The following is a 13,534-nucleotide window of genomic DNA, read 5'->3' on the forward strand; positions in this document are numbered from 1 at the left end:
GCCCAACGGCTACTGCCAGGACCTGACGCCGGACCGGGCTGAAGCGCTCTACTACCATCGCCAGCGGCACCCTCAGACCGAGGAGGCACTCAGATAAGAGAACCTCCCGACACGCCGGGGCGGATCAGTGGGGAGCCTCAAACTCAGTGCGGTGCGCAGACCAACCCTGGCATGACAGACGTCGCCTGGAGTGTAGCGCCAGGTCGGGCCGGCCTCCTCGCGAACGCGCGGAAAGTCGAGGCGCGCGCGACCGGTGAATGCGCCGGGCCGGTACCCGGTCCGATCGGCGCCGGATGCCACGGAGGGCACTCACCGACACCGCCCGAAGGCAAACATCCGCTGCGGCAGCGTCTTTGACGAATCCGGCGCGCAACCGTCCGGTGTTCGACCGGTCCGCGCGGCGACGGGGCCGGCATCACCGGTGATCGCGCCGGACGCCCGGGGGTGCGCAAGGGGGGACTCGAACCCCCACGTCCTAAGACACTGGAACCTAAATCCAGCGCGTCTACCAGTTCCGCCACTCGCGCGTGAAGCGACCACAGCCTACCCTTCGGGGCCGCCGGGACCCCAGCGAACCGTCGGGCACCGGGCCGCCTCGATTCCTGCCGTACCCCGCGAAGCGGTACCGTCGAAGGGTGTCCACTACACGCCGTCGGAGATGGCCGCTGATCGCCCTGGTGATCATCGCCGCCTCGGGCTGCCTGGCGCTGGGCTGGTGGCAGTGGACCCGGTTCGAATCGGCCGCCGGCACGTTCCAGAACCTGGGCTATGCGCTGCAGTGGCCGTTCTTCGCGGGATTCTGTGTCTACGCCTACCGCAAGTTCGTGCGCCTGGAGTCGGCACCGGAGTCCGCAGGGGCCTCGGCGGCGGACCGCGCCGACGGGCCGACGGAGATTCCCGAGGGTCTTCTGCCCGAACGTCCCGCCGCGCGCCCGGCCGACACCGTCCCCGACGCCGACGCCGACCTGCAGCAGTACAACGCCTACCTCGCCGAACTGGCCCGCAAAGACAAACAGGACAGGACCACCGCATGACCGCGCCCGAATCCCCCGCCGCACCGGCCGGCGCCGCGCCCATCGACAAGATCCGCTCGGCCCTGCTGGCCTACCGGGTGATGGCCTGGGCGACCGGCCTGTGGTTGATCGCGCTGTGCTACGAGATGGTGATGAAGTACGGGTTCGGCGACGACTCGCTGAGCTGGATCGGCATCGTGCACGGCTGGGTGTACTTCGTGTACCTGCTGTGCACCGCCAACCTCGCGGTCAAGGTGCGCTGGCCGATCGGCAAGACCGTCGGGGTGCTCATCGCCGGCACCATCCCGCTGCTCGGCATCATCGTCGAGCACTTCCAGACCGGCAGGCTCAGGGCCCAGTTCGGGCTCTAGACCCGCCGAGACTGCAGGTTCTGCCGCGCCCACCCGCGTTTTGCGTACACAAGTTACGGTTTCGGCGCGAGGTGGGTCAGGATCTCCCGGGCGATGCGTTCCCCCCGGTCCTCCTGCAGGAAGTGTGAGGCGCCCTCGATGCACACCTGATCGGTGACGCTCGGGATCAGATCGCAGAAGGTCTGCCCGGCACGCGGGTACGGGAAGATCGGGTCGGAGTCGGAGAAGGCCACCAGCGCCGGCTTGGTCCACCGCGACAGCTCGTCGGCCACACCACTCATCACCTCGGCTCCCGGCGCATCCTCGCTCAGCGGCACCAGCAGCGGAAACTGCGCGGCGCCGGCCTTGGACTCCACGGTGGGAAAGGGCGCGTCATAGGCGGCCACGATCTCCTCGGGCAGCTCGGTGGCCGTCGCACCCTGGATCACGAACCCGACCGGCAGATCCGGGTTCTTCTCGGCGAAATCGCGCCAGGCCATGAACCCCTTGGACACCCGACCGGTGAACAGGCCGGTGTTGAGGATCGCCAGCCCGCCGACGCGGTCGGCGTTCTCCACCGCCCAGCGCAGGCCGATCGGGCCGCCCCAGTCCTGCACCACCACCACCGCGTCGTGCAGATCCAGGGACCCCAGCACCCGCCCGACCAGTTCGCTGTGCCGGTCGTAGGTGTACCAGCGACGGTCGGTGGGCTTGTCGGAGCGGCCGAAGCCCGCATAGTCGGGCACCACCACCCGGTGCCCGGCGGCCACCAGCGGGTCGATCATCCTGCGGTAGAGGTAGGCCCAGGTGGGCTCCCCGTGGAAGCACACCACCGGGCGCCCGTCGGCGGGGCCCTCGTCGAGGTAGTGCATCCGCAGGCCGTCGACCTCAGTGTAGCGGGGGGCGAAGTCGTAGCCGGGCAGGTTCTCGAAGCGGTGGTCGGGGGTCCGGAAGACCTCGCGGGTCGGTGTCGTCATGGCGGGGGTTCTCCAGATCGCGGCGGCAGGGGGTTCGGCCGCCACGCTAGCCATAGTTGACCGACCGGTCAACTATCAAATATCGTGGGACGGTGCCCCGAACCTCCGACGCCCGCCAGCGCATCGTCACCACGGCGGCGCGCCTGTTCCTGGAGCGCAGCTACCAGGCCGTCGGCGTCGACGAGCTGTGCACGGCCGCCGACGTGCGCAAGGGCAGCTTCTACCACTACTTCTCGTCGAAGTCCGAGCTCGCCAAGGCGGTGGTCGACCTGCACGCCCAAGCGTTCGCCCGGCAGCTGACCGGGTCGGCGGACGCGTCGCCGGTGCAGCGCCTCCACGCGATCCCCCGGGCCATCGGCACCATCCAGGCGGGGCTGGAGGCCCAGTTCGGCAGGGCCGTGGGCTGCCCGTTCGGCAACCTGGCGGCCGAACTGTCGACCACCGACGACGACCTGCGGGCACACCTGGCCGAGACCCTGGGCGCCATGCACCGGCACCTGGCGGCCACCTGCCGCGACGCCGCCGAGGCCGGCGCGCTGCGTGCCGGCACCGATCCGGACGAGCTGGCCGCCGCGCTGCTCGCGCAGTACCAGGGCGTCATCCTGCTCGCCAAGCTCAACAACGCCGGAGTGTCCGGCCTGGAGCCGGCACTGCGCGGCTTCCTCGATACCTATCTGGTCGATAGCTATCCGGCCGACACCTATCCGGCCGACACCCCGCCCACTCAGCCGCCCAGCACGGTCACATAGTTGGCGACGGCGAGCCCGCCCATGTTGTGCACCAATCCCACACCGGGGTCGGCCAGCTGCATCTGTCCGGCGCGGCCGCTGAGCTGTAGCGCCGCCATCACGTGCTGGGACACCCCCGTGGCGCCGACGGGATGGCCCTTCGACTTGAGCCCGCCGGAGACGTTGACCGGAAGCCTGCCTCCGGGCAGCACCCAGCCCTCCTCGATCGCCCGCCGCCCCTGACCGCGCGGGGTCAGATCCAGCATCTCGTAGCAGATCAGCTCCGCGATGGTGAAGCAGTCGTGGACCTCGGCGAACGACAGGTCCTCGACGCCGACACCGGCCATCTCGAGCGCGGTCCGCACGGCCCGGCGCCCGCCGGCGAACTCGAGCACGTCGCGCCGGTCGTTCTCCAGATTGTCGTTGGCATGCCCGAAGCCGAGGACGTGGGCCAACGCCCCGTCGGCGTCACGGCGCAGCACCAGCGCGGCCGCGCCGTCGCTGACCAGCGAGCAGTCGGTGCGCCGCAGCGGCTCGGCGACAACGGGATTGCGGTCGGAGACCGTCGAGCAGAACTCGAACCCCAGGTCCTTGCGCAGCTGCGCCCAGGGGTTGGCACAGCCGTTGCGGTGGTTCTTGGCCGCGATGCTCGCGAGCACGTCGCCCAGCCAGGCCCCGGCGTCGTAGCGGTCCCGGTACTGGCGTGCGACCTCGGCGAACACACCGGCGAAGCCGCCCGGGGCGTCGGTGCCGGCGAGCACCGGGTCGGCACCCAGCAGGGCCCGGGCCACCTGCGCACCTCCGGCGTGGGTCATCTTCTCGACCCCCACCACCAGGACCGTGTCGGCCAGCCCGGACAGGATCGAGCGCAGACCCTGGTGCACGGCGGCCGACCCGGAGGCGCAGGCGTTCTCGACCCGGGTCATCGGACGTCCCCACAGCCCGGACTCCGCGCTCAGCGGAAGCGACGACGGGAACGCGAACGGGGTCAGCCCGCTGTTGAACTGCGAGACGAACACCTCGTCGACGTCGCGGGGTTCGATGCCGGCGTCCTTGATCGCCTCGACGGTGACCTGCGCGACCAGGCTCTCGACGGTCTCGTTCTCCAGCTTGCCGAACTGACTGTGGGCGACGCCGACGATGCCGACGGACGATGCGGACAGCGGGGTCACGGTGGGGCCTCCTGGTCACGGGGTCACTGGGGCCGACAGCGGCCGATACCGTTGCGGTACCGGCGAATCGGCTACCCGGCGACCCTAGCCGCGTGCCGGCACCGCGCCCTGTCCCATCTTCGGACAGTCCCCCGGGTCAGACCGTGATTCCGTAGGTCTTGAGCTTGCGGTACAGGCTGGAGCGCGCCATTCCCAGCTGGGCGGCCGCGACCAGCCTGTTGCCGTTGTTGTCCTGCAGGGCGGCGACGATGGCGTCGCGTTCGGCGATCTCCAGGGGGGTCAGCACGCGCCGGGCCACCGTCTGGCAGTAGCCGGGCAGGTCGGCCTCCTGGATCTCGCCGACCGGCCGGCGGCGCAACGCGTGGACCAACGCCTCGCGCAGCTGCGCGATGTTGCGGGGCCAGGAGTAGCGCGCGATGAGACGTTGTGCCTCGGGGCTGATCCGGATGTTGCGTCCGGGGGCGATTCCGCGCAGCAGCGCCGAGGTGATGGGCGGTAGATCGTCGGTGCGGAAGCGCAACGGCGGCACCGTGATCGACACCTCGAAGTGGTGGAGCAGTTCCCGGAACGGCAGATCGGATTCCGATGAGCCGAACGGTTGGTCCGGACCGGCGGCCGTGATCGTGTCCCTGTCCGTGTCCCAGGTCGACGGGGAGTCCGAGGCGGTCGCCACGATCCACGCCGGGCCGTCCAGGGCCTCCACCGCGGTGAAGTACGCCTCCAGCCGTTCGACCCCGTCGGTGCTGGCCTGATCGATGTCCCGGATGATGTGCAGCGTCGGTTCCCCGGAGCCGCCGAGCAGCGTCCCGAGATCCGACGGTGGGCCCTCCACCCCGAGCTGCGTCGCGTCCACCGAGATGCTGCGGCCACCGGGGTAGACGCTGTGAAACAGCGCGGCCACCAGCGTGAACTTCCCGACGCCGCTTTCGCCGACCACCAGGGCGGGCTGGGCGGCCTGCAGCGCCTGCCGCAGTTCCGAGCATGCCCGCACCCATGCCGGGGTGGTGCCGCCCGCGAGCGAATCACGCGAACGCAGCAGCCCGTCGACGATCTCGGAGGTGTGCAGCGTGGCGACCGCGACCTGCGGCAGCCGGTGCTCGCTGAAGTCACCCGGTGAGCCCAGCCGGCGCGCCGGAACCAGATCGGCGATCACCACCATGCCCGCCACCTCGGATCCGGCCAGGATCCGGGTGCCACGGATGTGCACCAGCCGGTCCCCGCCCGGCAGCTCCAGCGTGTCGCTGACCCGGTCCTTGTGCGCCATCAGGAAGGTCGCGTGTTCACGCAGCAGCCGCTGTTCGTCGGCATCGAACATCAGCTGGGCCGACGGGTTGGCGATGAACACGGATTCGCCGAATGCGAACACCGGCTGCCGCGGCGCCCGGGTGGTCACCCTCAGATAGGTGTCGAACAGGGCACGCTGCGACTGCCCACGGTCGAGCAACAGGTTGTGGCTGATGTCGCGGGCGGCACTCTTGGCCAGGGTGTGCATCAGGGGGCTCCACGCATCCGACAGCGACGAGATGTCGAGGACACCCTCGACCCGTCCGCTGATCGGGTCGATCACCGGGGCGCCGGTGCAGGCGAACATGTGCAGGTTCTCGCTGAAGTGTTCCGGGCCCACCACGCTGATCGGCTGTCCCGCCTCGAAGACGGTGCCGATCCCGTTGGTGCCCATCGTGGACTCCGAGTAGTCGAACCCGGGTGCCAGCTGCACCCGGTCGAGCAGCCGGGCGACCGCGGCCGAGCTGTCGATGCGCTGCACCACCCGCGCGTTGTTGTCGGTCAACGCGATCACCATCGGCATGTCGGCGGTGTCGACCTCGAGCTGCTGCAGCACCGGCCGCGCCGAACGCACCAGCAGCGAGGTGGTGTCGATCTCCTCGGTGAACTCACTGTGCGGGTGCGAGACGTCCACCCCGGCGGCCTGGCTGCGCTCCCAGGAGGCGGCGACCACGTCGGACACGCCGGCGGCCCCGGATCCCCCGTATTCGAGGAAGTCCGCGCGGGCGGCCGCGACCCGCAGCATCCGCGCGGCGCTGTTGGGCATGGACGGCTCCCTGGTTCGTGGGCTGGTCGTTCGTGGGCTGGTGACGAGCACCTCCAGTGTGAGCCGAGACCTGCGTCACAGCCAAGGCCTCGAGTGTCCCATCTTGGGACACCCCGAACCGGTGAGACGTCGGCAACGTGTTGACCAGCGGTGTGGTGCAAAGCACACCCCCCGGCGACGGGACACGCATTCACGGGACACGCATTCACGAACGGAGCGGTAGGAGCGGCATGGACACCCTCATCAACATCGACAACGGCGGCACGCTGACCGACGTGTGCGTCTGGGACGGCAACGCCTTCACCTTCACCAAGACGCTGACCACCCCGCACGACCTCTCGGAGTGCCTGTTCGCCGGCATCGAGAAGGCCTCCGCGGCGCGCTACGGCGCGACCGACACCACACGCCTGCTGCACGCCACCGAGCACATCCGCTACTCCACCACCCAGGGAACCAACGCCCTGGTGGAACGGCGGGGCCCGATGATCGGCATCCTCACCTCGATGCCGGGGCTGGAATCGGAGCTGCGCAACGGCTCCGCCGGGCAGAAGCTGTTCGACGACCTGGTGGGCGACCGCCTGCTGACCCTCGACCCCGGCCTCGACGACACCGACTTCGAGTTCGAGGCGGTGCAGAGCGTCAACCGGTTGACCACGCTTGGCGCCGCCCGGGTGGTCGTGGCGGCCGCCGACCCCGACCAGGAACGCCGGCTGCGCCATGTGCTGCTGCGCAAGTTCCCCCGCCACCTGCTGGGCTCGGTGCCCTTCATCTACAGCTGGGACCTGGCCAGTGACCGCGACGACACCCGGCGGGTCTGGTCCTGTGTGCTCAACTCGTTCCTGCACCCCACCATGGAACGGTTCCTCTACGCCGCCGAGCGGCGCCTGCAGGACTACAAGGTGCTCAACCCGCTGCTGGTCTACCGCAACGACGGGGCGTCGTCGCGGGTGGCGAAGTCCATCGCGCTCAAGACCTACTCCTCGGGGCCACGGGGCGGACTGGAGGGCACCGCGGCACTGGCCACGATGTACGGGCTGCCGCACGCGCTCATGATGGACATCGGCGGGACCACCACCGACGTCGGTGTGGTCGAGGACGGCGCGGTGAGCGTGGCCGACGTCGGCGCCATCGAGGGTGTGCACATCTCCTACCCGATGAGCGAGGTCGTCTCCGCCGGCGTCGGCGGCTCCTCGGTGATCCAGCTGGTCGACGGGGAGATCACCGTCGGACCGCAGTCGGTGGGGGCTGCCCCCGGGCCGGCGTGCTTCGGCTTCGGCGGCAAGCAGGCCACCATCACCGACGTCAACCTGCTGCTGGGGGTCCTCGACGCCGACACCTACCTCGACGGCACGTTCACCCTCGATCCGAGCCGCTCGAAGGCGGTCATCACCGACACCATCGCCACACCGCTGGGCATCTCCCTGGAGGAGGCGCTGATCCGGATGGAGCACGCCTTCTTCCAGGCGCTGGCCGCCTCGTTCGCGCATCTGGTCACCGCCGACACCACCCTGTTGGCCTTCGGCGGCGCCGGCCCGATGAGCGCGGTGGGCGCCGCCCGGCTCGCCGGCGTACGGCAGGTGCTGGTGCCACGCACCGCGGCGGTGTTCTCCGCGTTCGGGATCTCGTTCTCCGATATCGGCAAGACCTACGAGGTCATCGTCGCCGAGCCCTCGGCCCGGGCGGCAAGGGCCGCGCACGAGGCCCTGCGCGCCCGGGCCGAGCGGGACATGTTCCAGGAGGGGTACTCCCTGGACGACTGTGACACGTCCTGGCGGTTGCTGGTGGACAAGCCCGAGGGCGACGCACCGGTGTCGCGGCTGCCCTACGAACCCGGCGACGAGGTCGACTACCCCGGCCACGTGGTGTCGCTCGAGCTGACCGCCACCGCGGCACTTCCCCACCCCGAACTGGCCCCGGACACCGCGGTCGACCCCAGCCCGGCGCCGTCGGCGGGACACCGCGCGGTCCGCTCGGCCGCCGACGGCGTAGACCCCGGGTCCGTCGACGTGCCCGTCCATGTCCTCGACGAGATGAGCCCCGGCCACTGCGGCGACGGGCCCGCGATCATCGAGGGCCCCTTCTTCACCGCGCGGGTCCTCGCGGGCTGGACGTTCCGCGTCACCCGCGCCGGGGACCTGCTGTTCACCGACACCGCCCCGACGGCCTGACCCGGCCCCCGACTCCCACCACAACACCACAGCCGCCACCACCGCCCGACCATTCCCCAGAAAGGAGGACTTGCCATGCGAGTCCCCATGACCGAATACCTCGTCATCGACCTCGACACCGAACGGTGGGTGTGCCGGGTCTGCTCCCACGACATGGGTTCGGCACACGACAACTACAAGCCCGGCACCCTGGTCTACGACCGGGACCCCAGCGAGATCCACCAGCCGATCCTCGATCCGCAGCGCTACGAGTACACGTTCAGCCCCGATCCGACCTACTGCCGGATCCTGGAGTACTACTGCCCGGGCTGCGGCACCCAGATCGAATGCGAATACCTCCCGCCCGGGCATCCGCCGTCGGTCGACATCCTGATCGACGTCGCCGCCCTGCGTAAGCAGTGGGAGGACCGCGGCGTCGACGCCGAGGCCGTGCACGTCTACGGCCCCGGCGAGGACGCCCAGAAGTACACCGCCGCCCTCAAGGCCATCGGCCACATTCGCTGACCCCGACCAAACCTGGAGATCCGAAGACATGAAACGCATTTCAGTCGACATCGGTGGCACGTTCACCGACTGCTTCTTCGTCTGGGACGACATCTACGTCGACGCCAAGGCGCTCACCACCCATCACAACCTCGCGATCGGCTTCAACGACGCACTCGACCTGGCCTGCAAGCGGGCCGGGCTGGACCGTTCCACGGTGCTCTCCGAGGTGGACTCGGTGCGCTACGCCACCACCCTGGGGACCAACGCGCTGATCGAACGCAACGGGCCCCGGGTCGGTGCGATCGTCACCCACGGCTTCGAGGACACCATCCCGCTGTCGCGGGGCCGCGGCTACGGCGAGGGCCTCGACTACGGTATGCAGCAGAACCTTCCGGCCGCCGAACGCCCCGAGCCGCTGGTGTCGCGGGCGATGATCCGCTCGGTCAAGGAAAGGGTGAATTCGGCCGGCAAGGTGGTCGCCCGAATCAACCCCGACGATGTGCGCACCGTGGTTCGCGAGCTGGTGGACGCGGGCGCGGAGGCCCTCGTCGTCTCGCTGGTCAACGCCACCGAGAACCCCGAGCACGAACTGGCGATCCAGGAGATCCTGCTCGACGAGTTCCCGCCGCACGAGCTCGGTGCCATTCCGGTGCTGCTGGGCCATCAGGTGTCCGGGCGCAAGGGCGAATACGTGCGGGCCACCTCGACGATCATCGACGCCTACCTGCACGAGATCATGTTCCACGCCCTGGCGCAGCTGTCGAGCAACCTGCGTGACTTCGGCTACGACAGGCCGATGCTGGTCATCCACAACTCCGGTGGCATGGCCCAGATGAACTCCACCGACGCACTGCAGACCATCCATTCCGGTCCGATCGCCGGTGTCGGTGCGGCCGAACATCTTTCGAACGAAACCGGTATCGGCCACGTCATCTCCACCGATATGGGCGGAACCTCGTTCGACATCGGGCTGGTGCCCGAGGGCGGGGTCAAGCACTACGACTTCCTGCCCACCATCGACCGCTGGCTGGTGTCGGTCCCGATGGTGCACCTGGACACCCTGGGGGCCGGCGGCGGGTCCATCGCCAGCTACGACCGCATCCACAACTCGGTCAAGATCGGCCCGAAGTCGGCCGGCTCCAACCCCGGGCCGGCCTGCTACGACCGCGGTGGTCTGCGCCCCACCGTCACCGACGCCGACCTGCTGCTGGGCTACCTCGACCCGGACAACTACGCCAACGGATACATCAAGCTCAACCCCAAACGCTCGATGTTCGCCATCGAGGAGGACCTGTGCGACCCCCTCGACATGGATCCCCTGGAGGTGGCCCGGGTGATCAAGGACGGGGTGGACGAGCAGATGGCGATCGGGATCGGCAAGGAACTGCGGGTCCGCGGCTACCTGCCCGAGGACTTCACCATGCTGGCCTACGGCGGCAACGGTCCGCTGCACGCCTGCGGCATCGCCCGCCACGCCGGCATCAAACGCGTACTGGCGCCGCCGTTCTCCTCGGTGTTCTCCGCCTGCGGCGCGGGCAACATGCGACAGCTGCACTTCCACGAGCGCGGGGTGCACGTCACCATGTACAACGCCACCACCCGCGCGCTCTACGCCGACTACGACGAGTTCAACGCCGTCGTCGAGGAACTGGAGGCGCGTGGCCGTGAAGACCTCGTGCGCCAGGGCTTCTCCGGCGACGACGTCCGGTACCGGCTGGAGCTGGACATGCGTTACGGCAATCAGCTGTTGACGCAGGCGGTTGCGTTGTCGGACATCCACCGCATCAACGGGGTCAAGGAGGTCCTCGACATCATCAAGACCTTCGGCGACGTCTACAGCCACCGCTTCGGCGCGGCCTCGGCCGCTCCGGAGGCCGGGATCCGCTGCAACACGGTGCGTGTGGCCTCCTACGTCGACGGCGACGTCGTCAACTTCGACTCGCTCGAACACGGTGGAACACGCACCGCGCCGACACCGGCGGGCACCCGCCAGGTGCACTTCATCGGCATCGACGACCCGGTCGACACCCCGGTCTACGGCCAGGACGCGCTGGCGGCCGACCGTGTGATCACCGGTCCGGCGATCGTCACCACCGAGAACACCACCTTCCTGGTCGAGCCCGGCTGGCGACTGGAACCCACGGTGCAGGGGGCGGTGTGGTTCCTGCAGGACTGACCGAATACCCGACAACCCCGACAAGCCGTACAGCCGAGATGTGAGGACGACAGACAATGACCGCAGTCAACGAACGCCCCGTGGGCAAGCTCACCGACGAGGAGCGCCAGTGGGTGGACAAGTTCATGGACGAGACCACGCTGTTTCTGGGCCCGGACCCCGAAATCATGCGCAGTCACAGCATCTCCGACCGCACGATGCACGAGGAGGTCGCCATCGCCGCCGGGGTGGACCGGCTGCAGGTGGAGCGGATCCGCAAGCGGATCGCCGGCGCCCTGGACGAGGGCTACGAGATGTGCGAGGCCCAGGGCGCGGCCCCCGGCGCCAAGTGGGGTGACCTGACCACGGCGATCTACACCGCCGCCGGCGACGTGTCCTACCTGTCGTGCCACGGGGTCATCGCGTTCAGCGCGATCCTGCACCACCCGATCCGCTACATCAACAAGTACTGGAAGGACGAACCGACCGTCGGTGTGCACGAGGGCGACGGCTTCATCCACAACGACGCACGGTTCGGCAACGTGCACAACACCGACCAGTCGATGATCATGCCGATCATCCGCGACGGCGAGATCATCGCCTGGGTGGCCGCCACCATCCACGAGGGCGAGAACGGCGCCTGCGAGCCCGGCGGGATGCCGTCGGGCTCGGAAACCGCCTTCGACGACGGGCTGCGGATGAGCCCGTTCAAGATCGTCGAGCGCGGTCATCTTCGCCGGGACCTGCTGACGTTCCTGCAGCATTCGGTGCGTGACCCCAAACTGCAGCTGGCCGACCTGAAGGTCAAGATCACCGCGGTACGCAAGATCATGGACCGCATCGACAAGGTGATCGACGAGGTCGGTGTCGACACCTTCGTCGCGGCGCTGCGCACCACCGTGGAGGACGTCGACGTCGAGGTGCGCCGCCGGATCGCCGAGCTGCCCGACGGCACCTACCGGTTCGACCAGTTCATGGACAGCACCCTCAAGGAGAACATCCTCATCAAGTTCGCCTGCACGATCACCGTCAAGGGCGACACGATGACCGTCGACCTGCGCGGCACCGGCCCCGAGATCCTCAACCGGGCCATCAACTCGCCGCTGTGCTCGGTGAAATCGATGATGATGCAGGCGATCCTGGCGTTCTGGTGGCCGGATCTGCCGCGCTGCACGGCGGCGATGAGCTGCATCGAGATCATCTCCGACGAGGGAACCTGGGCCGACGCCTCCTACGACGCCCCGATGGGGCAGTCGCTGCAGGCGTCCTTCCGCGGATTCTCCTGCATGCAGGCGCTCTACAGCCGGATGTCGTTCTCCACCCCGCACAAGTACAGCAACGTGGTGGCCAACTGGTTCAACCAGATCAACACCTTCCTGTGGGGCGGGATCACCCAGCACGGCGACATGGTCGGCAACCTGTGCGCCGACCTGAACGGGATGCCCGGTGGGGCGAAACCCTTCCGCGACGGTGAGGACGCGGTGTCCCCGCTGTTCTGCGCCATGGCCGACACCGCCGAGCAGGAGGTGATGGAGGAGGAGGTGCCGTTCATGCAGCTCGTCGCCAAGCGCCTGGTCCGCGACAACATGGGGTTCGGCAAGTTCAACGGCGGCATGGGCTACGAGATGATCGTCGCCGCCGAGGGCACACCCCAGTGGGGTTTCATGACGGTGACCTCCGGCGCGAAGTTCTCCTCGATCTACGGCATGTACGGCGGCTACGGCTGCGGCACCTACCCGCTGGCGATGGTCAAGGGCACCAACGTCTACGAGCACTTCCGCGCCGACAACACGAAATTCGACCTGTCCATGGAGAAGGTGATGAACGAACGGCCCTTCCCGGACGGGCGCTACTCGACCTACCACATGGGCCTGCAGTTCGACCTCGCCAAGGACGGTGAGCTGTACATGATCAGCCAGGGTGCCGGCGGCGGCTACGGTGACCCGCTGGAGCGGCTGCCCGAGTCGGTGGTGCGTGACGCCGAGCTGGGCCGGATCAGCCAGAAGGTGGCCGAGGACGTCTTCGGGGTGCGCTACGACCCGGCGACGTTCCGGCTCGACGCGGCCGCTACCGAGCAGGCCCGGGCCGAGGCGCGTACGGCGCGTCTGCAGCGCGGGAAGCCCTTCGCCGAGTTCTGCGAGGAGTTCGTCAAGCCCGAGCCGCCGAAGGACCTGGCGTACTACGGCTCCTGGGGCACCTGGTCCTGCGACAACGACGAGATCATGGCCACCGTGTACTCCATCGACGGCCCCGAGCGCGTGGTGGCGCCGCTCGACGAGCTGCCGATCGTCATGGTGCCCGACCGACGCGAGGTCAAGATCGCCAAGTTGGAGGCCCGCATCGCCGAGCTGGAAGACAAGCACGGCGAGAACGTGGCCCGGCTGGCCTGACCTCCCCCGCGGGGGCGGCCCCCATTCCTCCCCCCGACGGGGGCC

General features: G+C 68.9%; 10 protein-coding genes and 1 tRNA gene. 7 read left to right on the plus strand and 4 right to left on the minus strand.

Annotation, left to right across the window (positions count from 1 at the left end; translation table 11 throughout):
- Positions 1 to 445 precede the first annotated feature (445 nt).
- Positions 446 to 527 (minus strand) — tRNA-Leu (locus CSR00_RS27425).
- A 108-nt stretch (positions 528 to 635) separates the two neighbouring features.
- Between CSR00_RS27425 and CSR00_RS27430 the strand changes: the two genes are divergently transcribed.
- Positions 636 to 1,034 (plus strand): hypothetical protein, encoded by a 399-nt coding sequence (locus CSR00_RS27430; protein ID WP_099025547.1) that lies wholly within the window; start codon positions 636 to 638, stop codon positions 1,032 to 1,034.
- On the plus strand, positions 1,031 to 1,384 hold the full coding sequence (locus CSR00_RS27435) for a DUF3817 domain-containing protein (RefSeq protein WP_099025548.1): 354 nt from the start codon (positions 1,031 to 1,033) through the stop codon (positions 1,382 to 1,384). Before CSR00_RS27430 ends, CSR00_RS27435 begins: the two co-directional genes overlap by 4 nt.
- 53 nt (positions 1,385 to 1,437) lie before the next feature.
- On the opposite strand, the gene CSR00_RS27440 is transcribed toward CSR00_RS27435, so the two are convergent.
- A complete protein-coding gene (locus CSR00_RS27440; RefSeq protein WP_099025549.1) occupies positions 1,438 to 2,340 on the minus strand; it encodes a haloalkane dehalogenase in 903 nt (300 codons plus the stop codon).
- A gap of 92 nt (positions 2,341 to 2,432) precedes the next feature.
- Here CSR00_RS27440 and CSR00_RS27445 point away from each other — a divergent pair, with 92 nt between their 5' ends.
- The gene (locus CSR00_RS27445) at positions 2,433 to 3,089 is read left to right on the plus strand and encodes a TetR/AcrR family transcriptional regulator (RefSeq protein ID WP_099025550.1); all 657 of its coding nucleotides are present in this window, start codon (positions 2,433 to 2,435) and stop codon (positions 3,087 to 3,089) included.
- Here CSR00_RS27445 and CSR00_RS27450 read toward each other — a convergent pair.
- Entirely contained in the window at positions 3,065 to 4,240 is a 1,176-nt protein-coding gene (locus CSR00_RS27450) for a thiolase domain-containing protein (RefSeq protein WP_328514777.1), read from the minus strand. The two genes, CSR00_RS27445 and CSR00_RS27450, sit on opposite strands and share 25 nt — an antisense overlap.
- A gap of 136 nt (positions 4,241 to 4,376) precedes the next feature.
- A complete protein-coding gene (locus tag CSR00_RS27455) occupies positions 4,377 to 6,290 on the minus strand; it encodes a sigma-54-dependent Fis family transcriptional regulator (RefSeq protein ID WP_099025551.1) in 1,914 nt (637 codons plus the stop codon).
- Between the two features lie 230 nt (positions 6,291 to 6,520).
- Between CSR00_RS27455 and CSR00_RS27460 the strand changes: the two genes are divergently transcribed.
- The 4 genes from CSR00_RS27460 (at position 6,521) to CSR00_RS27475 (ending at position 13,489) form a co-directional block, all read left to right on the plus strand.
- Positions 6,521 to 8,458: a hydantoinase/oxoprolinase family protein gene (locus CSR00_RS27460; RefSeq protein WP_099025552.1), complete on the plus strand. Its 1,938-nt coding sequence runs from the start codon at positions 6,521 to 6,523 to the stop codon at positions 8,456 to 8,458.
- Positions 8,459 to 8,533: 75 nt separating this feature from the next.
- The gene (locus CSR00_RS27465; protein WP_099025553.1) at positions 8,534 to 8,962 is read left to right on the plus strand and encodes an acetone carboxylase subunit gamma; all 429 of its coding nucleotides are present in this window, start codon (positions 8,534 to 8,536) and stop codon (positions 8,960 to 8,962) included.
- Positions 8,963 to 8,990: 28 nt separating this feature from the next.
- Positions 8,991 to 11,120 (plus strand): hydantoinase/oxoprolinase family protein, encoded by a 2,130-nt coding sequence (locus CSR00_RS27470; RefSeq protein WP_099025554.1) that lies wholly within the window; start codon positions 8,991 to 8,993, stop codon positions 11,118 to 11,120.
- A gap of 56 nt (positions 11,121 to 11,176) precedes the next feature.
- Positions 11,177 to 13,489: a hydantoinase B/oxoprolinase family protein gene (locus CSR00_RS27475; protein WP_099025555.1), complete on the plus strand. Its 2,313-nt coding sequence runs from the start codon at positions 11,177 to 11,179 to the stop codon at positions 13,487 to 13,489.
- Positions 13,490 to 13,534: the final 45 nt, after the last annotated feature.

The sequence above is a fragment of the Mycolicibacterium palauense genome (assembly GCF_002592005.1).
Taxonomy (GTDB): domain Bacteria; phylum Actinomycetota; class Actinomycetes; order Mycobacteriales; family Mycobacteriaceae; genus Mycobacterium; species Mycobacterium palauense.

Coding starts and splice junctions, on each gene's coding strand:
- CSR00_RS27435 (WP_099025548.1), top strand. CDS start 1,031: ATGACCGCGCCCGAATCCCCCGCCGCACCGGCCGGCGCCGCGCCCATC.
- CSR00_RS27440 (WP_099025549.1), bottom strand. CDS start 2,340: ATGACGACACCGACCCGCGAGGTCTTCCGGACCCCCGACCACCGCTTC.
- CSR00_RS27455 (WP_099025551.1), bottom strand. CDS start 6,290: ATGCCCAACAGCGCCGCGCGGATGCTGCGGGTCGCGGCCGCCCGCGCG.
- CSR00_RS27460 (WP_099025552.1), top strand. CDS start 6,521: ATGGACACCCTCATCAACATCGACAACGGCGGCACGCTGACCGACGTG.
- CSR00_RS27465 (WP_099025553.1), top strand. CDS start 8,534: ATGCGAGTCCCCATGACCGAATACCTCGTCATCGACCTCGACACCGAA.
- CSR00_RS27470 (WP_099025554.1), top strand. CDS start 8,991: ATGAAACGCATTTCAGTCGACATCGGTGGCACGTTCACCGACTGCTTC.
- CSR00_RS27475 (WP_099025555.1), top strand. CDS start 11,177: ATGACCGCAGTCAACGAACGCCCCGTGGGCAAGCTCACCGACGAGGAG.